This is a genomic window from Pseudoalteromonas sp. SR43-5 (genome assembly GCF_014163835.1).
In the GTDB taxonomy this organism is placed as follows: Bacteria; Pseudomonadota; Gammaproteobacteria; order Enterobacterales; family Alteromonadaceae; genus Pseudoalteromonas; species Pseudoalteromonas distincta.
In genome coordinates, this window is sequence record NZ_JACJEA010000024.1 from 49559 (window position 1) to 75042 (window position 25484).

General features: G+C 40.4%; 20 protein-coding genes. 11 read left to right on the plus strand and 9 right to left on the minus strand.

Annotated features, from left to right (window positions below):
• Positions 1-59: 59 nt before the first annotated feature.
• Positions 60-2120, minus strand: coding sequence for an alpha-xylosidase (locus H5090_RS14660; RefSeq protein WP_182696071.1), 2061 nt, complete (start codon positions 2118-2120; stop codon positions 60-62).
• A 107-nt stretch (positions 2121-2227) separates the two neighbouring features.
• Positions 2228-2995: a sulfite exporter TauE/SafE family protein gene (locus tag H5090_RS14665; protein WP_024595864.1), complete on the minus strand. Its 768-nt coding sequence runs from the start codon at positions 2993-2995 to the stop codon at positions 2228-2230.
• Between the two features lie 180 nt (positions 2996-3175).
• Here H5090_RS14665 and H5090_RS14670 point away from each other — a divergent pair, with 180 nt between their 5' ends.
• The 8 genes from H5090_RS14670 (at position 3176) to H5090_RS14705 (ending at position 9702) form a co-directional block, all read left to right on the plus strand.
• The gene (locus H5090_RS14670) at positions 3176-3925 is read left to right on the plus strand and encodes a GntR family transcriptional regulator (protein ID WP_024595865.1); all 750 of its coding nucleotides are present in this window, start codon (positions 3176-3178) and stop codon (positions 3923-3925) included.
• A 215-nt stretch (positions 3926-4140) separates the two neighbouring features.
• Entirely contained in the window at positions 4141-5103 is a 963-nt protein-coding gene (locus H5090_RS14675) for an aldo/keto reductase (protein ID WP_076925524.1), read from the plus strand.
• A 9-nt stretch (positions 5104-5112) separates the two neighbouring features.
• Positions 5113-6108, plus strand: coding sequence for a TauD/TfdA family dioxygenase (locus tag H5090_RS14680; protein WP_182696072.1), 996 nt, complete (start codon positions 5113-5115; stop codon positions 6106-6108).
• Complete coding sequence (locus H5090_RS14685) at positions 6108-7112, plus strand: YeiH family protein (protein ID WP_182696073.1); 1005 nt, start codon at positions 6108-6110, stop codon at positions 7110-7112. Before H5090_RS14680 ends, H5090_RS14685 begins: the two co-directional genes overlap by 1 nt.
• A gap of 425 nt (positions 7113-7537) precedes the next feature.
• A complete protein-coding gene (locus H5090_RS14690; RefSeq protein WP_024595869.1) occupies positions 7538-7747 on the plus strand; it encodes a cold-shock protein in 210 nt (69 codons plus the stop codon).
• Positions 7748-7931: 184 nt separating this feature from the next.
• Positions 7932-8141 carry a cold-shock protein gene (locus H5090_RS14695; protein WP_007580429.1) on the plus strand — a complete coding sequence of 70 codons (210 nt, stop codon included), beginning with the start codon at positions 7932-7934 and terminating at the stop codon, positions 8139-8141.
• A gap of 231 nt (positions 8142-8372) precedes the next feature.
• Positions 8373-8621: a DUF3297 family protein gene (locus tag H5090_RS14700; RefSeq protein ID WP_002963088.1), complete on the plus strand. Its 249-nt coding sequence runs from the start codon at positions 8373-8375 to the stop codon at positions 8619-8621.
• 178 nt (positions 8622-8799) lie between these two features.
• A complete protein-coding gene (locus tag H5090_RS14705) occupies positions 8800-9702 on the plus strand; it encodes a homocysteine S-methyltransferase family protein (protein WP_182696074.1) in 903 nt (300 codons plus the stop codon).
• 158 nt (positions 9703-9860) lie between these two features.
• Here H5090_RS14705 and H5090_RS14710 read toward each other — a convergent pair whose 3' ends face one another.
• Together H5090_RS14710 and H5090_RS14715 are read right to left on the minus strand one after the other, a co-directional pair.
• Complete coding sequence (locus H5090_RS14710; protein ID WP_182696075.1) at positions 9861-10712, minus strand: alpha/beta hydrolase; 852 nt, start codon at positions 10710-10712, stop codon at positions 9861-9863.
• 140 nt (positions 10713-10852) lie between these two features.
• Positions 10853-11269 (minus strand): MerC domain-containing protein, encoded by a 417-nt coding sequence (locus tag H5090_RS14715; RefSeq protein ID WP_182696082.1) that lies wholly within the window; start codon positions 11267-11269, stop codon positions 10853-10855.
• Between the two features lie 141 nt (positions 11270-11410).
• Here H5090_RS14715 and H5090_RS14720 point away from each other — a divergent pair, with 141 nt between their 5' ends.
• Complete coding sequence (locus tag H5090_RS14720) at positions 11411-13822, plus strand: TonB-dependent receptor (RefSeq protein ID WP_182696076.1); 2412 nt, start codon at positions 11411-11413, stop codon at positions 13820-13822.
• A 32-nt stretch (positions 13823-13854) separates the two neighbouring features.
• Positions 13855-15255 (plus strand): 5-methyltetrahydrofolate--homocysteine methyltransferase, encoded by a 1401-nt coding sequence (locus H5090_RS14725; RefSeq protein WP_182696077.1) that lies wholly within the window; start codon positions 13855-13857, stop codon positions 15253-15255.
• A gap of 98 nt (positions 15256-15353) precedes the next feature.
• On the opposite strand, the gene H5090_RS14730 is transcribed toward H5090_RS14725, so the two are convergent.
• The 5 genes from H5090_RS14730 to H5090_RS14750 all read right to left on the minus strand — a co-directional run bounded on the left by H5090_RS14730 (position 15354) and on the right by H5090_RS14750 (position 24365).
• Entirely contained in the window at positions 15354-16655 is a 1302-nt protein-coding gene (locus H5090_RS14730; protein ID WP_182696078.1) for a DEAD/DEAH box helicase, read from the minus strand.
• Positions 16656-16814: 159 nt separating this feature from the next.
• Positions 16815-18005 carry an alpha/beta hydrolase-fold protein gene (locus H5090_RS14735; protein WP_182696079.1) on the minus strand — a complete coding sequence of 397 codons (1191 nt, stop codon included), beginning with the start codon at positions 18003-18005 and terminating at the stop codon, positions 16815-16817.
• A 111-nt stretch (positions 18006-18116) separates the two neighbouring features.
• Positions 18117-19937 carry a glutamine--fructose-6-phosphate transaminase (isomerizing) gene (gene glmS, locus H5090_RS14740; protein ID WP_182693291.1) on the minus strand — a complete coding sequence of 607 codons (1821 nt, stop codon included), beginning with the start codon at positions 19935-19937 and terminating at the stop codon, positions 18117-18119.
• A gap of 38 nt (positions 19938-19975) precedes the next feature.
• Positions 19976-20740, minus strand: coding sequence for a DeoR/GlpR family DNA-binding transcription regulator (locus tag H5090_RS14745; RefSeq protein WP_024596999.1), 765 nt, complete (start codon positions 20738-20740; stop codon positions 19976-19978).
• 184 nt (positions 20741-20924) lie between these two features.
• On the minus strand, positions 20925-24365 hold the full coding sequence (locus tag H5090_RS14750) for a VCBS repeat-containing protein (RefSeq protein ID WP_182696080.1): 3441 nt from the start codon (positions 24363-24365) through the stop codon (positions 20925-20927).
• 184 nt (positions 24366-24549) lie between these two features.
• On the opposite strand from H5090_RS14750, the gene H5090_RS14755 reads away from it, so the two are divergent.
• Positions 24550-25077 carry a sugar O-acetyltransferase gene (locus H5090_RS14755; protein WP_024596997.1) on the plus strand — a complete coding sequence of 176 codons (528 nt, stop codon included), beginning with the start codon at positions 24550-24552 and terminating at the stop codon, positions 25075-25077.
• Positions 25078-25484: the final 407 nt, after the last annotated feature.

The following is a 25484-nucleotide window of genomic DNA, read 5'->3' on the forward strand; positions in this document are numbered from 1 at the left end:
AATATCTTTATTATTGTGTGTTGTATGTGTGTAGTGTGTGTTTTTTATTAAGCCGAGATTTATTTAGGCCATGCTGTTAATTGGCTCATGTCTTGTTCTGTGTGTTGAACCTCTGGGCCAAGCATTAGGCTGTCGCCTTCGCGTACAAATACTGCCATTTCTTCAAGTGCGAGTGTGTGCTCGTAGTACTTACCACCTTCGTAAGATTGTTTATCAGGAAAGCGAATCCAGTTGCCTTGTGGTAAATAAAACTTCACTTTACCGTTTGGTACGACACAAGGCACTACTAACAATTTTTCACCGCACATAAATTGCTGATCAAAACTATGCGCTAGCACATCATCAGGAAATGCTAAAACCATTGCACGCTGAATTGGCAAGCCAGTTTGCTGTGCTTGTATGGCACTTTGCTCTAAATAAGGAATAAGTTGGTAGCGCAATTTAAGCGCTGCAAATACCGCATCACTTGCTTGCTCGGTGTAAGACCACGGTTCGCGAGGACCAATACCGTGTAAGCGCATATGCGCACTAAATACCGACGCTTGCGCCCAGCGCACGTAAAGTTCTGCATCGCGAGTGTCTTTGTAAAAACCGCCAATGTCGGTTGCAAAAAATGGCCCGCCCGACATGCCCCACGCTAAGCTGCCGCGAATACTCGCTGCTAAACCTTGCCAATCGGCCTGCGGGTCGCCGCCCCACTGTGCAGGAAAACGTTGGCTGCCAGTCCATGCTGAACGGCTAAACAAAAATGGCCCTGTTTTACAGTATTTTTCGGCTGCTTCGTAAACGCAGCGGTTATACAACATGCTGTAAACGTTGTGTAATCTTATGCCGCTGTCGCCACTGTGCGATACCATGTTTTCGTCTTCTAGCTGTTCGCCAAAGTCTGCTTTTATCATATCTACGCCCAGCTCAAACAATGGCTTGTGCGATTCGAGCCAGTATTCGTAAGCGTCGGGGTGAGTAAAATCTAAAATACCCGACTCTGGTAGTGGTGTAAGTACTTCGCCAAATGGGCTTAAATCCCACTCGTATTGATACGCTTTACCGGTGCGTTTATCTTTTATAAGCCAGCCATTTTCGGCCGCTTTAGCAAATAATGGATTATTTACCGAGATCATCGGGTATTCCCATACGCAAATTTTAAAATCCATGGCTTTTAGTTCATCAAGCACTGGTTTTGGGTCGGCGTAGCGTGTTGGGTCCCATTCAAATGCAAAGCGGGTGTCGGTGTCTTGCCATGCGCGGCCATCAAGAGTAATTACGTCGCACGGCATATTTTTAGCACGCACTTCGCGGGCAACACTCAGTAATTCGTCAGCATCTTTGTAATAGGCTTTTGATAAAATAACACCAAAGCTCCACTGCGGTGGCACCGGTGCAAAACCTGTTAGCTCACAGTAACGGTTAATGCTTTGAGCAGGTGTTTGTTCTTGATATAAAAATACATCTAGCGCGTCATCTTCAACTAAACATACATATGCGCGTTGCGACCACAGTGCGTAACCTACGCCATGAGTTACCGGTGCAGGTGTATGTACAAATAAGTTCCAGCCTTCTGGGCTCCATGCATACGGGGTGTTTTTATAAGACTTTTCGGCGTTAACACCTAGCGCATCGTGGTTGTATGAACGAATAAGTTGGCCGCGTTTATCAAGCTTGCCCCACTTTTCGCCAAGACCATACACGGCTTCGTCATAGTTAAGCTCTAAGCTTAGTATCCAGCCGTTATCAGTTTTAGCCAGTGGCGGTAAACGATGCTGGCGTACAAAGTGGCCATCGGTTGCTGATTGCTGCACTAGCTCATCGTTTTTATAAAGTTTGAAATGAAAAGGGTCGCAGTAAAACTCTAGGCGATATTCGCCACCACTTACACTGTAATCATTATTGTTTTTGCTAAGTGTGAGGGGGTATTCTGATGGGGTTGTGGTTAATATTTTAAACTGCTCGTCATGCGTGGTGCCTGCATTTAAACGTAAACCAAACTGGCTTATCGTTACGCTAATATCACCAAACTGAGTGGGCAAAACCAACACATTACCTTGTAACTTTGGCTGTGCGGTTAAGCGTGCTGGTTCTATTGCGTTCCAGTCTGGCTCACGTAATTCAAATGCATTCATGGGAGTTCCTTAACCAATTATTAGTCTTGTATAAGACACAAGTTAAATAATTGTAATCCCCATGTCAACGTAAATAAACTCAAGATGAATTATTTACATCGCAATTTTTAAAAAATGCCAGGTGCCGATGTAGCCACCAGCGATACGCCGCTCAGTCCTAGTAACGTAATAGCTATAATGCGTATCCATTTAGCGTCAACGTAAGGCGTTAATTTACGAGCAAAATGCGTAACTAACAACACTAAGGGAATAGCCGCTGCAATTAAAAACATAATGTCGAGCCCCGGCAAAGTACCAAATAAGGCGATACCTACACGTACTAACCCGCCGATAGTAAATACCGCTAATAACGTACTGCGAATAGCTTCAATAGACCAACTTTGTTTATAACACTGAAACACAAGCGGCGGCCCTGAGGTTGAAAACAACCCACCAAGTAATCCACTCACCCCTCCAGCTATTAAAAACGAACGAGGGCGGCTTTGTTTATTAGCACGATCGCGGCCAATCAGCATTAAAGCGCAGCACAGCAGAATACTTACACCTAAAATAAAGTTTAAATAGTGTGTTAAATGCGACGACATAAACTCAAGCAGCACAAAACCTATCAGCATTAACGGTATACCGGTATACAACATAAGTTTTAGCTCGGGTACTTTTACCGAACTGCGGTTTTTAACGACCACGGTTGTTGAATTAACTAACCCTAGCAAACTCACTAAAAATGTAGTTGCCGTAAGTGGCAATACATCAAGCAACGTAAAGCTTGCAACCACCAGCAACCCAAAGCCAAACCCGCTAAGAGTTTGCATTACAGTGGCAAGGCTTAGGCACAGCGCCATAAGCAAAATGAGTTCAAAAGAAATACTGAGCACTTTTAATTTCCTAAGGGTGAGCTATTGTAGTGTAACGATTTGTTTTTAGGCATAATGTATATTTTGCGCCTATTAAACATTACAGCAGTAGTTCACGTTTAATTGAGCTAGCGCAAATATGCGTAAAAGGTTTCACCTATGCTATAACTACAGGTGGATTAAATTTAATGGTAAATAATAATGAGTAACTCTATGTTTGATCACAAATTAAGTGGCCCAAGCTTGGCTTTTCAACCACTTTACTTACAAGTGGCTGATTATATTAAACAGCTCATTGTTGAAAGACGTTGGGTACCTGGCGAAGCACTACCAAGCGAATTTCGCCTTGCTGAAGAATTTAACGTAAGCCAAGGTACAGTTCGTAAAGCACTAAACTTATTAACCGACAATAAAATAGTAACTCGTCGCCAAGGCGTTGGTACGTTTGTATCAGAGCATACTGCGCAAGATGCCTTATTTAGGTTTTTTCCGTTACAAGCAGACGGTAAAGGTGCCGATTTGCCAAAGGCTGAACTGCTATCGGTTGAGCTTTGTGCAGCGCCAGTTGAAGTAATAGAAGCGTTACAACTCAATAAAAAAGACAAAGTTACCAAGCTTGTTCGTAGGCGCATTCTTAATAACGAATTTTGCATGAGCGAAACTATATACCTACCACAAAGCTACTTTCCTGATATACATCAAAGTAGTGATATTCCGCATACATTGTACCATTACTATCAAACCAAATTTAACCAAACTGTACACAAAACCCAAGACAGTATTAAAGCTGTACTTGCTACAGCTGATGATGCCAAAATGCTTGCTATTAAAGCTGGCGACCCACTGCTGTTGGTATCACGAATTACCGAATCAATCGAAGGTAAGCTAATTGAATACCGCCAAAGCAAATGCCGTAGCGATCATTACCACTATCAAATTGAACTTGATTAATTAAAAGCGTGTTTAGTGCTAAAAACTCACTTTAGCGCATAATAATTAAATATTTTTTAAAGGCAGCAAACGCTGCCTTTTTGCTGCCTGTAGGTTTTTTAACCCACCCATTTACTACTTTGCTGTTAACACAGTATTGACACTGTTTGATTCGTATAATAACTTATGTCTTATACAAGACCAAAGTCATTATGCATTTTTAACAGGAATTCCCAATGAGTTCATTAAATAATATCCCTCCAGTAGGGTTCGGTTTATGGAAAGTAGCACAAGAAGATTGTGCGCAAACGGTATACCAAGCCATTAAGGCAGGTTACCGCCATCTTGATTGCGCATCAGACTACGGTAACGAAGAACAAGTAGGCGATGGCATAGCCCAAGCAATAAACGATGGTTTATGTACTCGCGAAGAATTATGGGTAACATCAAAACTGTGGAATACCTTTCATGCACCAGAGCATGTTGGCCTCGCGATTGATAAAACACTGAGTGATTTAAAGCTAGATTACCTAGACTTATACCTAATTCATTTTCCGATTGCGCAAACATTTGTGCCAATAGAAACCCGCTATCCACCAGAGTGGTTTGTTGACCCAGACGCGCAAAATCCACAAATGGAGCTGGCAAAAGTGCCGCTATATTTAACGTGGCAAGCAATGGAAGAGCAAGTACATAACAACAAAGCTAAACGCATTGGAGTATGTAATTACTCAAGCGCACTGCTTCACGATTTAATGACCTACGCAAATATCAAACCCGCTATGTTGCAAATTGAGTCGCACCCTTATTTAACGCAAGAGCGATTAGTAAGATTAGCTAAGCAGTACGATATTCCGGTTACTGCGTTTTCACCACTGGGTGCGCTTTCATACCTTGAGCTAGAAATGGCTGATAAAACTGAATCAGTTCTTGAGCAAAGCGTTGTTAAAGCGGCCGCACACAATCATGGCAAAACGCCAGCACAAGTAGTTCTTCGTTGGGGCGTGCAACGCGGCACTGCCATTATTCCAAAAACTTCAAAACTTGAACGCATGAAAGAAAATCTCGCACTGTTTGATTTTGAATTAACAGAGCAAGAAATGGCGCAAATTTCTGCGCTTAACAGTAATCGCCGATTTAACGACCCTGGGCACTTTTGTGAAGCTGCCTTTAACCGTTTTCACCCAATTTACGATTAGGAACATACAATGTCAGCTACCGAAATTAACTACGCCTCAGTGCCAACTCAATTAACATTCGATGATTCGGTTTTTCCGTGCATTGTGGTTAATAGCAATAACGCCAGCACCGTTGAAGAAGCGGTAGCTTTCATTCGCGCGAATAAAAGTGAATTGGCTACAAAGCTTCGCAGCTCAGGTGCTGTGCTGTTTCGTGGCTTCCCGGTAAATAGCGCCGAAACCTTTGATACTTTTTCAGCAGGGTTTGATTACGACAATTTTACTTATAAAGAGTCTCTGTCTAACGCGGTACGTATTAATTTTACCGAGCGTGTATTTACAGCCAACGAAGCGCCAAAAGATGTAGAAATATACTTACATCACGAAATGGCGCAAACGCCTATTTCGCCCAGTAAGTTATTCTTCTTTTGTAAATCGGCCGCAGAAGAAGGTGGTGCAACACCTCTTTGCCGATCAGATAAGTTATTTAGCGCATTAAAAGAATACGATAGTAAACTTGCCCATGATTTTGAACACAAAGGCCTAAAATATACCACCTATATGCCAGCCGCTGACGATGCAACATCAGGCCAAGGTCGCAGCTGGAAAAGTACGCTAAGTGTAGAAACCAAAGACGAAGCACATAATAAATTAACCGAACTTGGTTACGAGTGGGAATGGCTTGAAGACGGCTCACTAAAGGCCGTTACACCGGTGCTGCCTGCTGTAGTAACTCTTGAAAACAATGTACAGGTTTTTTATAACCAACTGATTGCCGCTTACATGGGCTGGAAAGGTGTACGCGATAACCCATCAATTGCCATTACCTTTGGTGATGGTAGTGCCATTCCTAAAGCAGGACTTGATAAAATTGTTGAGCTTTCTAAAGTATTTACCTTTGATCTTGCATGGCAAGACGGTGACGTTGCTTTAGTTGATAACGAAATGGCTATGCATGGTCGTCGCCCTTTTACAGGTGAACGTAAGCGCCAAGTATTAGTAGCACTTACCGCAGCAAAAGCGTAATGCAGCGTTTAAGTGGTAAATTAAGCAGTAAAATATCACTTTTATGGCAAGGCGCCAGCATTGCTGCAATGACTGGCCTTGCCGCTTTATTTTTGAGTGAGCATTACGGCGCGCCAGCCATGCTGTTTGCTTTGTTACTGGGTATGGCAGTCTCATTTTTGTATCAAAGCGATAGCCCTTGCGCCAAAGGTATCGACTTTACTGGCACCACGGTTTTGCGCGTCGGTATAGTACTGCTAGGCACACGCATAGCACTGGGAGATTTAGTAACACTGGGTTGGCAAACCGCACTAATGCTAGCGGGCGCTATATTTACTACTATTATTTTAGGCGTAGTACTAGCACGCGCATTTGGCTTACAAAAGCGCTTTGGTGCACTTACAGGTGGTTCGGTTGCTATTTGTGGAGCGTCTGCTGCGCTGGCTATCTCGTCTATTATGCCAAACAGCGAACATAAAGAACGCGACACCTTATTAACCGTTATTGGCGTAACAGCCATGTCGACCCTAGCTATGATCCTCTACCCTATTGTGGTTAATTACCTTGAATTTGACGCGCATAATGCAGGCGTATTTTTAGGCGGCACAATACACGATGTAGCGCAGGTAGTGGGTGCTGGTTATTCTGTATCACCTGAGACAGGCGATATAGCAACCCTAACTAAGCTTGTGCGTGTTGCTATGCTACTACCCGTTGTGCTTATTATGATGGTTGTTATTAATCGCTCAAATAAAGAAAAACACGGAGAATTACCTAAAGTACCTGGTTTTTTAATTGGCTTTGTCATACTCATGATAATAAATAGCTGCTTTTCTCTTCCTACAATAGTGCTTGAAACCGCTAACGAACTTTCACAGTTCTTTTTAATTGCGGCTATTTCAGCCATAGGTATGAAAACTAATTTAGGAAAACTTACCGAAGTAGGCATGAAACCTATTGTTTTAATTGTTGCTGAAACACTTTGGATTGCATTATTAATACTTGGATTTGTAATTTGGAGCTAATGAATCAGATTATTTCAGATATATATTAAAATATTTAGTAGGTAATTAGGTTATGTTTTAACCAATTAAAACCTGTATTTCACCTACTCTAAAACCGCATACAAAAACAAGCATAAAGCTTTGATTAAAATAGATTTACCTTTAATTAAGAAGTAAAAAAGATCATCTCAATCATAACTAATCAGTTAAAAAACAAACAAACAAATAAAGCACTTACTCTAAAATAAATTTACAATAGGGCTTGGTATATACTTTAATTTACTGTTATCCTGCCTCACATCGGGTTGACAGAAAACCCTATTTATTTGTAAGTACCACGTTGTTTTAGTAATAATCCTTCGCGTTATCCTCAGTTAAATGTATGTTTTCTTCCTGTTAAATTGCCTAATTTAAGGCGCACTTTTATTAATCCTTAGGATACTATTATGTCTACAACTACAACTGGTACAGTTAAATTTTTCAACGAAGCAAAAGGTTTTGGTTTCATCGAGCAAGAATCTGGTCCTGATGTTTTCGCACATTTCAGCGCAATCTCTGGCGACGGTTTCAAAACTTTAGCTGAAGGCCAACGTGTACAGTTTACTGTTACTCAAGGTCAAAAAGGCCCACAAGCTGAAAACATCGTTAGCATCTAATTGCTTTCGTAAAATGGGTTAGCAATAACCCATTTTGAATACTAGTTTGAAAGAAGTTTTGTTTTATTTGTTAGTACCGAGTTGTTTTAGTAATAATCCTGCACGATATCCTCAAGTTAACTATTTTTTCCGGCTCAATCGCCTCTTTTCAGGCACACTTATATTAATTTTTAGGAAACATATTATGTCTAATACAACTACTGGTTCAGTAAAATGGTTTAACGAAGCAAAAGGTTTTGGTTTTATCGAGCAAGAATCTGGCGCAGACGTTTTTGCACATTTTAGCGCAATCTCTGGCGACGGTTTCAAAACTTTAGCTGAAGGCCAACGTGTACAGTTTACTGTTACTCAAGGTCAAAAAGGCCCACAAGCCGAGAACATTGTTAGCATCTAATTGCTAAACAATTTAGTGGGTTAGAGATAACCCACTAATATATTTACCTTTATAATTATTTAGTCGAATATCTTCAAAACCTCCTCTGTAAATATTTTCCAAGCGCAATCTCATTTGTATACACAACTCATTAATTAGTACATTTTTAAACACATTTACTACTATCTCTCTTGAGCGAAAGCGTTGTATTGCCTACAATAGCGCATACTTCATTCAATATAGAATATGACCATGAACGACACTACCGCAAAACCTGCTTTACCAGATCGCCTTTCTATCAACCCACGTAGCCCACATCATGTGGAAGAAGTTTTTGAACACGATATTGGTATCACGTTCAACGGCAAAGAGCGTTTTGATGTTGAAGAATACTGCATCAGTGAAGGTTGGATAAAGTTTGCATCTCCAAAAGGGCTTGATCGTCGCGGACAACCTCTTTTACTTACAAGAAAAGGCACTGTTGAAGCCTTTTATAAGTAAGCTAATCATACTTACTAAAAAGCGACACCTTATTAGGTAGTCGCTTTTTTTGTGCATTTTTATAACTCATTTAATAGGTTTAGCTTTATTCATGCTCAACCTGATGAAGTTTCATTATAATTTTTTAAAAAATATGTTTGAATAGCGCCATATTATTTAGACATATAGAAGTCCATAAGTGAAAAAGGTAACAATTTTAGATGGCGGCATGGGACGTGAACTTAAGCGCATTGGCGCACCGTTTTCACAGCCACTTTGGAGCGCACAAGCATTAATAGAAGCCCCGCATTTTGTAACCCAAGCACACCAAGGTTTTATAGATGCCGGTGCTGAAATAATTACAGCTAACAGCTACGCCTGTGTGCCCTTTCATTTAGGTGAAGAGCTATATCAAGCTCAAGGCGCAGCCCTTGCACAGCAAGCTGCCGTTATTGCAAAAGAAGTAGCTCAAAATGCTAAACAAAATGTATTAGTAGCAGGTTCATTACCACCAGCACTTGGCTCTTACCGCCCTGAACTATTTGAAAGCGAACGCGCATTTACTATTTTAGATACACTATACAAAGCGCAAGACGAGCACGTAAATTTATGGATTGGCGAAACTATATCGAGCATTGAAGAGGCGCACGTTATGGCAAGCGTCCTTAAAGGCTCAAACAAGCCATGTTATTACGCATTTACTTTAACTGATGTGATAAGCGAGCAAGCGACACTTCGCTCTGGTGAGCTGGTAAGTGACGCAGTAACGGCTTTGCTTCAACAAAATGTTGCTGGTATTTTCTTTAACTGTTCAATACCTGAAGTTATAGAGCAAGCCTTTAGCGATACCAACGCAGTATTAGCCAAGCAAAATAAAAGTGTTGTTTTAGGGGCGTTTGCTAATGGCTTTATACCTATAGCACGCGATTACAAAGCCAACGAAGGCTCACAAGCGTATCGCGATATTTCACCTTCAGAATATCTAGACTTTGCTAAAAAATGGCACAGCCAGGGCGCAAGCATTATTGGTGGCTGCTGTGGTATAGGCCCTGAGTTTATTGAAGTGCTGGTAAACTGGAAAAAGGAACTTGAAAGCGCCTAAGCTTTTAGGGCTTATTGGCTACACCAATCGTGTTAATTTATTAGGCATTTATAGCGACAGATAAGTAGCGTGATAACAAGGCATAAATATCGACATGTAGCTGTTCTACATGAGAAATTTATAACGCTGTTAGCGCTCTATTTAGCACGCTAGAATGATTAAATATTTAAGTCGATTGGTGTCATTCCCAACACCCAATCAAGCCCTTGTATTGCTGTAGTAGGAAATGCGGTTGCATGGCTCGCCCCTTCAATAACAACGCTTTTTAATTCAATATTGTCACTGCTAAGTGCATTAATTTTTTGCGTTAATAGCTTTGCCCCTGCCACCATATTTTGCCCTTCACCAAAGCTTAGCGTTTCCTTTGCCCCTACCGATATATAAACCTTTATAGGCACTTTAGGCTTATGTGCTTGTAGCGCTAATACTGCATTGCTGTTAAACCAAACCGATGGGCTGCCAATAATATAATTGTTAAATAAATCGGGCATCGTAAATAAAATAGTGGCACCAAATAACCCGCCTAAAGAATTACCTATATAGGTTTTTTGTGTGCTACTTGCTCGGTAGTTACTTTGTATAAATGGCAGCACAGTATTTTTAAAAAACAGCGCATGATTTTGAGCGTTACCGGTTTGCTTTTTCCAGCTTTGAGCCTTATTTGCGGTGTAGTCTCTAATTCGACTATTAGACCCTCTAGATCCTTTTTCGTAGCTAATGGCCACAATAATAGCCTCTTGCATATTGCCGCTATTCATAGGAAATCGTGTAGCACCCGCCACAATAGAAAACGTATACGGTGCATCGGTTAAATAAATAACTGGATATATTTTTTCAGGATGCTTTTTATATGACTTAGGGAGCTGAATAAAAACAGGATATACCCGTTTAGTAGCAGGCTCAGTTAACTCAATAACACTACTTCTAGGGATTTGGTACGGGGTATTTGCGCTTAATTTAAAACACATTAAAGCGCAGAGTAACAGCAAGTATTTTAAAGCAGTATTCATTTATATTAATTAACCTAAGCCAAGCGTAATAATCGATATTGAATGACTACTTTAACTCACTTTTAGCTTTAGGCTATTAAAAAAAAAGTTAAATATTGAAAGGCAGTGCTACATGTTAGCTGTTTGTAGCACTGATAACGCTAAGCTGCCTGATCAGTTTCAGCGCTTGAACACGGGCAGTTATCGTCATTTTGTTTAAGGCATTGTTGGTAATTAAACCAATGAGCTACAGCAATAAACGCCGACCCAATTAAAGTAAACGCTTTTTCGGCAACCTCATGCCCTAGCAATACCGCACATATCATAAAGGCTAACCCAATAACGCCGCAGGCCATATAACGTAAACGCTTATGCTTTTTACAGCCTAAGCTTAATGCCAATAAACTTGTTGGCAGTACCGCCGCAAGAATCCATAAATGAAACTGCTCACTATCTATTTGCAATACGGCAAAGCTTGGTAATAACGCTAAAATAACCGGGGTTGCAAAACAATGTACTGTGCACATTACCGATAACCCAATTGCCATACGATCCATAACACTTTGACTCGACTTCATTATTTCCTCTACTAAATCAGTGTCTCCACTCAAAAACGTTACTTTTAAAGAGACATTTTAATAACATCAGTTAATTACTATTGATACATTATAACATATCCCACATAATTGATATAATATAACATCCACCAAGGTAGTCAAATGAAACGTAGATCACAATTAGCTGTTCTCATAGCAGCTTTATTACCTGCAAGTGTGCTTGCATCCACAATAGAGGGCGTTGTTTTAAACAACAAAGGTAAAGTAGTTACCAATGCAACAGTAGAAGTTGAAGGCTCAGACCTTAAAGTAACCACCGATGAAAACGGTAAATTTGTAATAGCAGAGCTAAACAATGGCTTAAAAGAGCTACATGTTGTAGCCCCTGGTTATGCTCACCTTCATCGCGATATAACAATAACGAATGATGAAAACCAATCGGTTACTTTTAATTTAAAGCGCTCGCCTATTGAAGTTATTGATATTGAAGCAACCCCTATTCATATGTCGGCAATGGAATCTGCGTCGCCTGTTAGTGTTTTATCTGGCGAACAACTAAGACGACAACAAGCAGCAACCCTTGGCGACAGCCTTGAAAAACTTCCAGGCGTTAATACTAACTTTCACGGGAAGGTAGCCAGCACACCTATTATTCGTGGTTTAAGCGGCCCTCGTGTACTTATTACTCAAAATGGCCTTGATGTAAGTGATGTGTCGCGCGTTGGCCCCGATCACTCTGTTGCATCAGAGGCGTCTACCGCACAACAAATTGAAGTATTACGCGGCCCTGCAACACTGTTTTATGGCAGTGGCGCCATTGGTGGCGTAGTAAATGTAGTAGATAACCGCGTACCCACCGACAGCACCACGCGTGGTGAATGGAACCTAGAACATAACTCGGTAGATAATCAAAAAGTGGCCTCGTTTAATGCCACCACTGGCACAGACTCAATGGCTTTTTACGCCGATGCATTTTGGCGTGAAGCCGATGACTACGAGGTACCTGTAGCTGCTGATATAGATAGCGACGGTGAAGAGCATAGTGGCGATTACAAAGTTGAAAACAGTAATGAAGAGTCTGACGGTTTTACTGTTGGCGCTAGCTATTTAATGGATAACGGCTTTATTGGCTTAGCAGTAGAGCAATTTAATCGTCAATACGGTATTCCGGGCCATACGCACGGCGATGAAGAAGAGGAAGAACATAGCGACGAAGAAGAAAGCGTATTTGCTGATTTAGAGCAAACTAAAGTGCAATTATTAGGTGAGTACAACCTAGATAATAAATGGCTAAACAAAGTAAACCTGCGTGTTGGCCACACTGACTACGAACACGCTGAAATTGAGGGTGGCGCAGTAGGCACTACTTTTAAAAACGAAACAAACGAATTACGTATAGACCTACTACATAACCAATTTAGCGAGTGGAATGGCGGCATTAGCTTTCATTACAAGCAAAGCGATGTTGAAGCACAAGGTGAAGAGGCCTTTACGCCTCCATCTAAAACCGAAAGCTTTGCTGTAGCACTAATGGAAGAAAGGCACTTTGGGGATTTTTTAGTGCAGTTAGGTGGGCGCATAGAGCGTGTAACAATTGCAGCTGGCGACGTATTACTGCCAAATATTGACGCTCACGCACATGATGAAGCGCAAGAAACCGACGAGCATGATCACGACCACGAAGAAAGCGCAGAAACCACTCGCGTATTTGACGTAGAGCATGAATTTACACCAGTCAGTTTATCGGCAGGGGTAGTATGGGATTTTACACCTAACTATAACTTAGGGCTTTCGGTATCGCGCTCTGAACGTGCGCCTTCTGCTTCTGAATTATTATCGTTTGGGCCGCACATTGGTACTGGCACATACGAAGTAGGCGCACTATTTGATTTAGATGAAGATGGCCATTTGGGTTTATCTGATCAAGCAATAGATCTGGAAACAGCCAATAATATCGATTTAACCCTACGTAAAACTCAAGGCGATGTTGGCTTTATTCTAAATGCCTTTTACAACCAAGTAGATAACTATTATTACCAAATAGACACTGGTTTATACGCAGAAAGTGGACACGACCATGGCGATGAAGAAGAAGGCGCTGACGAACACGACCATTCATCAGAGCTACCTGTTTATTTATTTAAAACAGACGACGTAATTTTACACGGTTTTGAAGCGCAAATTGCGTGGCAATTAACCGATGAATTTAAAGTAGATTTATTCTCTGATTACGTGCGTGCACGCCTTAAAGACGGCGGCGATTTACCCCGTACACCACCGCTTCGTTTTGGTAGCGAGTTAAGCTATCAAACAGATAAATTAAGTGCGCATATTCACGTTACTCGCTATCAAAAGCAAGACCGCACAGCCCCACAAGAAACAGCCACAGGCGGTTACACATTGGTTGATGCAAGCATCTCTTATGACCTTTCAGTATTAAACCAAGATATGTCTGTGTACCTACGAGGCACTAACTTAACAGATACAGAAGCACGCGTGCACAGCTCGTTTGTAAAAGATATAGCACCACGTCCAGGGCGTAGCTTTGCGCTAGGCATTCGCGGTTATTTTTAAGCATTAAAAAATTATAATTAAAGGAAATAAACATGAAAAAACTATACAAATTAAAGCTTATTGCACTGGCTATTAGCACTACATTTATTACAGCCTGTAGCGATGCAGAGACCAATATTGTAGAAAAAGATCCTATTGTTGTAGAAGACGAGCACGATCATGACGATGATGATCACGACCATGATGATGGCTACACTATTGACTCATTAGGCAGGTTAGCTGTACTGGCAGGCAACAGCAACGAAGCCAGTTTTTATGACCTAGATGACAACTCACTTCTTGAAACATTTACCCTGACGAATGATTCAAACACGATGTCGTCATCACCTGATTTTCGTTATGCCGTTATTGCAAGCCGCGCACAAGATTACTTAGGCTTTATTGATGGTGGTTTATGGCGTGAAGACCATGGCGAGCACCTGCACGATTACGAGCAAAGCCCAGCGGCTAGCAGCTATGAGTTAACAAGTGGTAGTCGCCCTACACATTTAATAACTCACGACGGGCAATTAGCTGTTTTTTATGATGGTGATGCAGACTCAGGCACGGTTGCCTCTGTTGAAGTATTAACAGATAACAACATAACAAGCGCAACAGCAAGCCTGCCTGGTATTAGCTACGATATTAATATGCACGGTGTAGCAGAGCCTCGCGGTGAGCATTTATTATCAACCATTCGCCGTGATGACAGCGAAAGCACATCGGTTGCTAAAGTATTGCCAGACCAAGTAGGTGTTTATCATTTTCATGATGGTGAATACGAGCTTGAACAAACCTTAGAAGTTACGTGCTCTGATTTACACGGTGCAGCACAAAACCATGACTATGTAATATTTGGTTGTAGCGATGGCGTGTTATTAGCCCACCAGCACGAAGATGAATACGAAGCTGAAAAAATAGCGAATATTGCAGCCGTTGGCGATTTACGTATTGGTAGTATTTATGGCCACGAAGATATCGAGACCTTTATTGGTGTAGCGTCTGGCCATGGTGGCGGCGAAGCCGTAATTGTAACTATTAACCCAGCAACAGCACAAATGGAAGAATTAGAATGGCAACTAGCCGATGGCGCAAGTGCTGTGTCGTACTCTTTTTCTGCCCATGGCGAGCACTTTTTAATATTAGACAGCTTAGGCTTTTTAAATGTATTTAGCGCACACGACCATGATGGCGAAATGCATTGGGAGCATGAAGGCCAAGTTGATATTACCGAGCAAGATGTATCAACCATGCCTGAGGGTATGAGCTTTAGCATGACAGTGGCACAAAATGGTCAGTTTGCTTATGTAGCCGACCCTATTGCTCAGCACGTTGTGCAAGTACACCTTGAAGACTTAGAAATTGAAAGTGAGCTAGAGTTAACTTTTCCACCTGCAAGCATTACCTGGTTAGGGATTGCACAAGAAATAGAAGATGAAGATCACGACCATTAATTTAAAACTAACGCTTTAAGTTAAAGCCACAAAACAAAAAACCCGTAATTAGGTCTACTAATTACGGGTTTTTTACAGCTATTTATTTAGCTCTATTGTTACTTACGGCGCCAGCCACTCCATACATCATCTATATCATCGGCTTTATTTTTTTTCTTTTTCTTGCCTGTGCCTTCTGATTTTGCCATTGGCTTTTCATTTTTAAGCGCCTCGGCAGCATCAAGATTAGCTTGGTTTACAGCAAAACCGGTTACTTCTTCACGCTCTAGGCGTAGTTTGTTTTTCTTCTCGATTATTTTAAAGTGATGCAAATCTTCATAATCAACCAATGAAAGTGCTAAGCCTACTTCACCAGCACGGCCGCTTCGACCAATACGGTGCATATAATCAGAAGGACTTCGTGGTAGATTAAAGTTTATTACCACTGGCAGCTTTTCAATATCTAAACCACGTGCAGCAATATCGGTGGCTATAAGTACTTCGATTTCGCCAGCTTTAAATTTTTCAATTACGCGAGTACGCTCACTTTGGCCTTTATCACCATGGAAAACTTGTGCGTTAACACCGCGTTTTTCAAGCTTAGCCGCTAGGTGCTCACAGTCTTTTTTCGCGTTCACAAAAATCAATGCTTGGCGCCATTTATGTGTTTTAATTAAATGCGCTAAAACCGTGGTTTTTTCGCCTTTATTAACCGTAAAAACACGTTGTACTAAGGTGCTTTCGTCTTTGCTTTGAACTTGTATTTCAACTGGCTCGTTTAAAAGCTCTTGTGTTAATAGCTTAACTTGCTCTGGGAAGGTCGCTGAAAACAACATGGTTTGTTTTTTAGCAGGCATTAACGCTAAAAGATCAGCCAGCTCTTCGGTAAAGCCAAGGCTTAGCATACGGTCGGCTTCATCAAGCACTAAGGTCGTCACTTTATCGAGCTTAATAGCATTGCTTGAGATTAAATCAAGCAAACGACCTGGCGTTGCAACAATAATATCGGCGCCGCCGCGCAGTGCCTGCATTTGTGTATTAACCGACACACCACCAAACACGGCCACCGTTTTAATTGCGCCATTAAAGTTAGCAGAATACGATTTAACGCTATCGGCCACCTGCGTTGCAAGCTCGCGAGTAGGTACCAAAATAAGCCCAGTAACAAAGTTACCTTTGCTGGCAGTATTTTTAGCGCCCAGCTCTAAAAATAGGGTTTGTAGCATAGGTAAAGCAAACGTCGCTGTTTTACCTGAGCCAGTATTTGCCCCCGCAATTAAGTCACTTCCCGTCAAAATACTCGGAATTGCTTGTGCCTGAATAGGTGTAGGTTGTGTGTATTCAAGATCAGACAATCGAGCAATTAGCTCTGGAATTAGGCCAAGATCGTTGAAATTACTAGGATTTGCGGCTGAGGTCATAAAATTTGCGGGCTCATTACTAAAATAGCCTGCAATTTTAGCGTATTTATTACCCGTTAAGTAGGGGTTAGTGATTTTAATGTGGTTTTAGAAAAAGAGAAAAGCTGTTACTCCCTTTTCTCTTTAAATATATAACAATCGAGTTGGATTAAAAAGTGGTTATGTTTCGTCTTTGCCTAAAGCTATTTGTAGTCTAGCTTTTGTTTCTTTTAAGTAATTTATATAAGGGTATGAGTCATCTGCAATTGCTAGAGCAGATTCCATATTTTCAAGCGCTTGACGAGTATCCCCCTGCATTTCATAGCCATAAGATAAGGCTGAAAGCGCATCGACTGATTTTGGGTAGTTTTTTATATTGTACTTAAACACCTCTATAGCGCGGGTAAACTGCTTGCTGCCCGTTAAGTTATAACCGAGTGATCTAACAGCGCGGTCTGGTGGCGCAACCTGCTCGCCCCATTGTTGAGATAAGTTTTGATAATAAGCATCAATAGAGGCTACATCGTCAGTTAAATCACTTATGGGCATTTGTTTAGGCAAAAATAAGTTGTGATAGGCATTAAATGCACCAGCAACGGAAGTCAGGTTATGCGAGACACCGTCAAACGCATTACTAAAGAAGCGTAGCTCTCGCACTTTATGCGATTGCAGTGATTGCTGTAATTCATCGTATCTTTCACGCATTATGCCGGCTTCTTCGCCAATATTGATATAAACGTAGTTATTCAGGTCTTTTGTTTTAGCTATAAACGATTTTGTACTTTTTACCGATGCGCCATAGTTCCACCAAACGGCAGGGCTGTAAGCAATATGCGCTTGGAAAAGCTCAGGGTTAGCTTGCATAGTATAAAGTGCAAACACGCCTGCTGCTGAGCCCCCAGCAATCACATTAAAGTTATGCGTACGATAGTTTTTATTAATTAAGGGCATAAGCTCTTGCTCAATAAATGCTAAAAACCTTGCTGCACCACCACCTTCACCTACCGGGCCTTGTGGCTCTTTATTAACTGTGGGGTATAAATCTCTTAAGCGATTGGTGTTTTCAATAGCGACAATAATAACCTCAGGCGCAAGATTATTATTTTGCAGTCGATCCATTACAGCACTTATAAGCGGTATGTTACCCGCGCCATCTAGGCGATAAATAACTGGATAAACTTTGTTTGGATTAGCTTGGTAACTCTTTGGAAGTTGAACTACAACGGTACGTAGCTCATTTAAAATTACTGAATTGATAGTATGCGTTTGTTGCTTATAGCTAATGGTTTGCTGTTTTAAATCAGGCTCTGCAAGAGTGTTATTAGAAACTATAAATAAGCTACATATAAAAATAGCAGTGAATAAACGCATAGCTAATCCTTTAGAAAATAGTGTGTTATTTAATCTAACAGGCTTTGAGGTACAAAAAAAGGCGCATTGAGCGCCTTTTATCTTTAACAGGTAATTACCAACCTATTGATTTTACTCAACAGTAACTGATTTAGCTAAATTACGTGGTTGGTCAACGTCGGTACCTTTAATTACTGCTACGTAGTACGACAGTAACTGTAATGGCAGTGTGTAAACAATTGGCGCAATAATGTCGTCAGTGTGGTTTACGTTGATAACACGCATTGTGTCGTCTGACTCAAAGTGTGAATCTTTATCTGCGAATACGTAAATAATGCCGCCACGTGCACGTACTTCTTCTACGTTTGATTTAAGCTTTTCTAATAGCTCATTGTTTGGTGCTACAACAATAATTGGCATGTCGGCATCTATAAGCGCAAGTGGCCCATGTTTTAGCTCGCCCGCTGCGTAGGCTTCTGCGTGAATGTACGAAATCTCTTTAAGCTTAAGCGCACCTTCCATTGCGATTGGATATTGTGAGCCACGACCTAAAAACAGTGAGTGATGCTTGTCGGCAAATTCTTCTGCAAGGTCTGCAATGCCATCTGCAAGCAGTAATGTTTCTTCAAGCTTAGCAGGTAGTACTTTTATAGCATTAACAATAGCACTTTGATCAAGCTGTTTTTCTTGAGCTATAGACGCAGTAAGCATTAACAAACCAACTAATTGCGTTGTAAATGCTTTAGTAGAAGCCACGCCTATTTCAGCGCCAGCTTTAGTCATAAAGGCTAGGTCTGATTCGCGTACAAGCGATGAACCAGGTACGTTACAAATGGTCATTGAGGCCATGTAACCTTGCTCTTTAGCTAGGCGTAATGCAGCTAGCGTATCGGCAGTTTCACCCGATTGAGAAATAGTAACAAGTAAGCTATTTTCATGAACAAACGACTGACGGTATCTAAATTCAGAAGCTATTTCTACATTACAGCTAACGCCTGCAAATTGCTCAAGCCAATAACGTGCAACCATACCTGAATGGTAAGACGTACCACAGGCAATAATTTGCACGTGTTTTACGTCTTTAAATATTTGCTGAGCGCTTTCGCCAAAGGCATCAATTGCTACGCGGTCGTCGTTTAAACGCCCTTCAAGGGTATTACGTACCGCAAGTGGTTGCTCGTAGATTTCTTTTAGCATGTAGTGGCGGTAGTCGCCTTTGCCTGATGCATCTTGTGTAATGTTTGACTCAATCACTTCACGCTCTACAGCGTCGCCATTTTCATCAAAAATTTCTACTGTGTCACGTGTAATACGCGCTACATCGCCTTCTTCTAAAAAGATGAAGCTACGAGTAACAGGTAATAGTGCTAACTGATCAGAAGCTATAAAGTTTTCGCCAAGGCCTAAACCAATAACAAGAGGGCTACCTGAGCGCGCTACAATGATTTCGTTGTCGTTCGCTTTATCAAATACAACTGTACCAAAAGCGCCTTCAAACTGTTTAACAGCAGCTTGTACTGCTGTAAGTAAACTAGTGTGCTGCTTACGAAGCTTATGAATTAAGTGCACCATTACTTCGGTATCGGTTTCAGATAGAAACTCGTAGCCTTCTTCTTTAAGCGATGCGCGTAAGCTTGCGTGGTTTTCAATAATACCGTTGTGCACAAGTGCTAACTGGTTGTTTGATACATGTGGGTGTGCATTTGCTTCTGTAACGCTACCATGTGTTGCCCAGCGCGTATGTGCAATACCTGTATGACCGCTAACACCTGCTTTTTCTAGAGCTGCTTCTACGTTAACTACTTTACCTACTGCTTTTACAGTATTTAGCGTAGAGCCTTCTAGTAGTGCTACACCGGCAGAGTCGTAGCCACGGTATTCAAGTCGCTTCAGCCCTTCAATCAGTATTCTATTTACTGGACGTTCTGCAACTGCCCCAACTATTCCACACATAATCTCTCCAATAATCTTGTATATTTACCACTTTGTGGCTACTCAATAAATTCAGCGCAAATTAGTTTTACACCACACGCCTCAATTGCTTTGCGCTTTTCATCTGCTAAGCCATTGTCGGTTATTAATGTGGTTACTATTTTCCACGGTAATTCTAAATTTGGTATTTTTCGGCCAATCTTATCTGATTCAACCATTACAATTACTTCACGAGCCGCTTTTGCCATTACTTGGCTCAAACCAACTAACTCATTAAAGGTTGTTGTGCCACGTTTTACATCTATACCATCCGCACCAATAAAGAGCTGATCAAAGTCGTAAGAGCATAATACGTTTTCGGCAACTTGCCCCTGAAACGACTCAGAATGCGGATCCCACGTCCCACCGGTCATCAAAAGTGTTGGCTCGTTCTCAAGTGCTAATAAACGACTCGCTACTTTAATTGCGTTTGTCATTACAACTAGCCCACGCTTATCAGCAAGCTCGGGGATCATCGCAGCAGTAGTACGCCCGCTATCAATAATAATGCGGTTATGATCTTTTATAAGTTTTGCTGCAGCCTTAGCTATTGCGACTTTGCGCTTTGAATCTATTTCATCGCTAACAATTTCTTTAGGCAGAGCAATAGCACCGCCGTAACGGCGCAGCAATAAGCCACTTTTTTCAAGCGCGGTTAAATCTTTTCGAATGGTTACTTCAGATGTTTGAAACTGCTGTGCTAACTTTTCAACGGCTACTTCACCTAATTCATTAACTTGAACCAGTATATTGTGACGACGCTGCTGTGTGTTTCGTTTAGTCATAAAGCTCGTGAATTAAGTTTCATTTCGAAAGTTATGCGATTTTAAACGAAACAACCTAAATGGCAAGTGAATGAGTAAAAAAAGCGCAATGTGCGCTTTTTAATTTAACAGCATGTAGATGTGGTGAAACATTCTAACTTGCTCAGTGAGCTAGAAACTAGATTACTGAGCACGCTATTATTTTTTAGTTCAAATAAGGATATATTAAAAACTCACTACCTAAAAGATATAAACTCCAAGAATCACGCTCATCTTTTTGAATTAATACATCGTGGTAATTATTCGAGATTTGTGGACTCTCCCAAATAACTTGATTTGATAACTTATCCACTAGGCTAATTGTTTTTTCTATAGAGTAATGCGCCAGATAGTTTCGGCCATAAACGCCACCTATAGCTTCATCGAGGATTTTCTCTTTGTGGTAAATTGTAAAGCCCTTAATTTGTTGTTCGTCCAAAATTTCTAATGCTTTCGTTTTCGTATCTAATACTATTAAACCACCTTCTTCATCGAAAGTACCAAAAGTACGATAATCAATTATTAGCTCTAGTTGAGGATCTGAATCTAGCTGAATAGCATGTACATGCGCTACATGGCTTGTTGTTTCTTGTAAGAAATCTAAAGGTACAGGCCAATTGCTACTGTCAATTGAAATGGGTGATAAGCTTGGATTTTCGTAAAAAGCTATACCTAAATCGTAATAACCTATTATTATTTTTGACAACTCCTCAGACGGCAAGTAAGGAAAGTAGGCTCTTGATACGACTTCTCCTGTTTGTTTAGCTATTGTGTAATATCTAATATCACTTTTAAAGCTCAAGTGTGTTTCGGACTCTGTAAAAGCAAAGTCATACGAATTAGAAAAAGTCACTTCTGCAACGCTAGTTTGCCAAATTACACTGGTTGAACCTGTATTGCGTTTAACAATAAATGTCTCGTTGTTAATTTGAGTTAATGAATACTCAATTTGATTTTCATTATCTTGCGTTAACAGCATCTCTCCAGTGAAAGTAACAGGTGCATTATTGTGCGTTACCTTAGCCGAACGGCCAAAATCTGAAATGCTAACCGTATCATCAACAGCACCAACAATATGAAGATTAGGAAGTTGACCTTGAGCCACTGATGAATACTCAAGCTGCCATAGCCCATTCTCATAGCTAAAGCTTTGCATCGCATATTCTTCGTATAAATAACTTCCTTCTAAACTATCTGTTTTGCTTACTAATAATGACTGTATTCCATCATTATCAAAATCAACAGCACCTATTACTCTCCCAATGGGGTTTTCAGCAATAGATACAGAGAACAATTGCCACTGCTGATCAAAGTAATAAAGCTCTTTTGAATTAGAAAAATAAACATGACTATAAGGACTATCTACTTCAAGGCTAATCGAAATACCATCATTGAAATTAGTCTCAAACTTTTCACTACCCACCTGCAGTTCACCACCTTCCCACCATATTAGTTCACTATAATGTTCGGAGGCCTTATATCTAGTTACACGACAATTATCACCACTGGTAAATGCCTTAAATTTATATTCAGAATAGGGTCCTATCAGGTATTTGTTCTGTTTGACATCAAATATACTTTCCCTATCAATTAACTCTTTAAAGCCGTCGTTATTCAAATCACAAACTTGAATCAAGCGATTTGAATAATTAAGTGAAAGGTCCGGCGCAACAATAAGCGTAGTGATAGAAAGATCATTTCCATTAATAAGATAGCTATCATACGAATGCCCCGCCGAAAGAAGAATATCTTCAATACCATCGCCGTTGTAATCAAATACCATAGAGTTATAATTTTCAGCCGAAACATCATCTATCAGCAAACTACTTGAGCCCTCATTAGTTAAAAATATTTGATGCTTAGCTGCCTCTTGGTTGTAAGTAATACTTAGCCAATTTAGTTGCGTCCCTGACTGATTAAGAAATGCACCTACATGCTCAACATTTGAAGGTAAGGGAGGTATCCATTTATTGTATTCTAGCAACCCTGTCTCACTGAGACTTAAGATATAATTATCATTACCGCGTAATACACCCCTTTTTTGGTTCGAAAGCTTAATTGAAGCTACACTGGATGTTGAGTTGTTCACATAACCAACTGAGCGATTATCTACGCCACCGAGTGATTGAAGGTTGATTTGGTGCTTAATTCTTATTTGATTGTCAGAGTTTGAGATATCAACAGCAAAATTTACGTTTAAATTACTACCAAAGTCAGGCGCGCTGCTTAACCAATTAATCTCTCCTTGTTCTGAAATCGAGATATTACTTGGCCCATAAGCAATTTTGTATTCAAAAGGACCATCGAACTCATCATTAGATAAGTTAATAATGGCTGTATAGTGTTCACCTAATTCTATTTCATCATATGCAGTAATGTCAGAAACAATTGCTGGCAGTTTTTCTAATTTAAACTCATGCTCCACAGTATTTTCTGCACCACTTGGGTCTACAACTGTTAACGAAATACGATAAAGGCCAGGTAGGTCTCCAATAAAGTCAATTTTGCTACCGGTGCCAAGTTGCCAACTAGCATTCTGCGGAAAAGTTATTAATTTCCACTCATAACCTAATGGTTCAAAATCAGGGTCCTTGGACTGCGTTGCATCAAGAGTAAGGATAGAGTGTCGTAGAGCTTTGTTCGAGCCTGAAATACTTGCTATAGGAACAGAGTTGGCAGTATTGTTATAAACATTATCTAAGTCAGTTAAATAAAACTCTAGTGGTAAAAATTCATTAGATAGATGTATGGTCGAAATGCCATTAGCTTTGAGATCTACACTGGCAGTATTTTGTGATATTAGGGTGTACTTTGCTCCTATTATTGAAGGCAGAGATATATCATTGGTTGGATAAAACTCATCAGTTTTTATTGTTAGTTTTCCTAAATCACTAAAATAAACTTCACCATTAAAACCAATACCATACCCAACATTGGTTGCATCTAAAACAGCATCAAGCCTTACATTAGAGAATAAAATATCAAGCGAATTTTCATCAGCACCTTTAAATTGAATATTCACAGTAGCGCTACTGTCACTATTTACTCCCTGACTATTAGCAATAGCAAAACCTTCTGTTAAATAGGTAACCCCAAGCACTTCGTTACTAATTGTTAAACTAGGTACTACCCCATATTCTAAAACAAATTCAGCGTTAGAGTTTTCGATATAAATATCAGATTGCCCATTAAAAACCCACCCAGCAGCAGAGCAATTGTTATAAGTAATTATATAGTGCTGATTAGCCTCTTCCTCTTTCATGTCAGCAGAGCCAGTAACACAACCGAAATTATCAGATTGGTTATCTAGCACTGGGTCGTGGAGAAATAGATTTTGATAATCCTCTCCAAATACTATGGAATTTAGGCTATCTATTAGATATGAGTACTGAGTTGTTAGTTGAGTTACATTACTTGCTGTTATTTCGAATAAAGATAATTCACCGTCATAGGTAGGCGTATTTTGATAATCAGGCTTAACAAATTTAGCTTTTCCAGAAGAACCAGAATCATTATTAGCAGGTTGGCTGGCATCATTACCCCCTCCCCCACAACCGGCTAAAATAATTGTTAAACAGAATAATTTAGTTAGTTTATTTAATTTCATTACTTACTCCTTGTAACATGAATTTTACATTATTAAAGCTTTTTTAAAAAGGAATATAATAAAAGTCAAAATTTGTTTAAAACCTTTTTAGCCCATACAAAAAGGTAATAACAACTTTTCAGTAAAATATATAAGCATGAGATAATACTTAATAATGTATGCATATAAATGAATAACAAACTCAATGAAATTATTTAATAGCGTGACTAAGCCATATTTAATGCAAAGAAAACAAACAGGCGAGATATGCCGATTATTCAATAAAAGCCCGAGCAAAGGTAATTTAAAGCGTATTAAAGAGCTGTTCGCACAATGCGGTGAAGAGGTAATTATAGAATCAGGTTTTCATTGCGATTATGGCAATCAAATAGTTATTGGTGATCGTACTTTTATGAATGTTAATTGCACACTTCTCGATTCGCCATTAGCCAATTACTCAATCACCATAGGTGATGACTGCTTAATAGGCCCGAACGTTCAGCTTTTAGCTGTGTCACATGCTACTAATCCAGCAGAAAGGCTTAATAAGGAAAACTTTGCAGCACCTATCGCGTTAGGCAATAACGTATGGATTGGCGCAGGCGCTATTATTCTTGCTGGAGTTAATATAGGCGAAAATAGTATTGTGGGTGCGGGTGCTGTGGTTACTAAAAATGTAATGGCTAATACCGTAGTAGCGGGTAATCCAGCTCGTGAAATAAGAACACTATAATGTGATTTTAACGTCGGGAGTCGCTGTGCTCGCCCGACCTACGTGATGGTGTTGCTATGAGTGTGTTAATTCGCACATTTCATTTTCTGCAGACGTAAAAAAACCGACTATTTCTAGTCGGGCTCTCTACAATTTTAAGCCTTGTGATGTCGTAGTGCCCACAGCGGTGGAGAGTCACAGTGAAATGCTACACTCTCTTTGTGTCGGGAGTCGCTGTGCTCGCCCGACCTACGTGATAGGTGTTGATGTGAGTGTGTTAATTGCGCGTATTTTACTTTTCTTCAGACGTAAAAAAGCCCGACTATTTCTAGTCGGGCTCTCTACAATTTGAAGCCTGGTAATGTCCTACTTTCACATAGCAAATGCTACACTATCATCGGCGCTGTTTCGTTTCACTACTGAGTTCG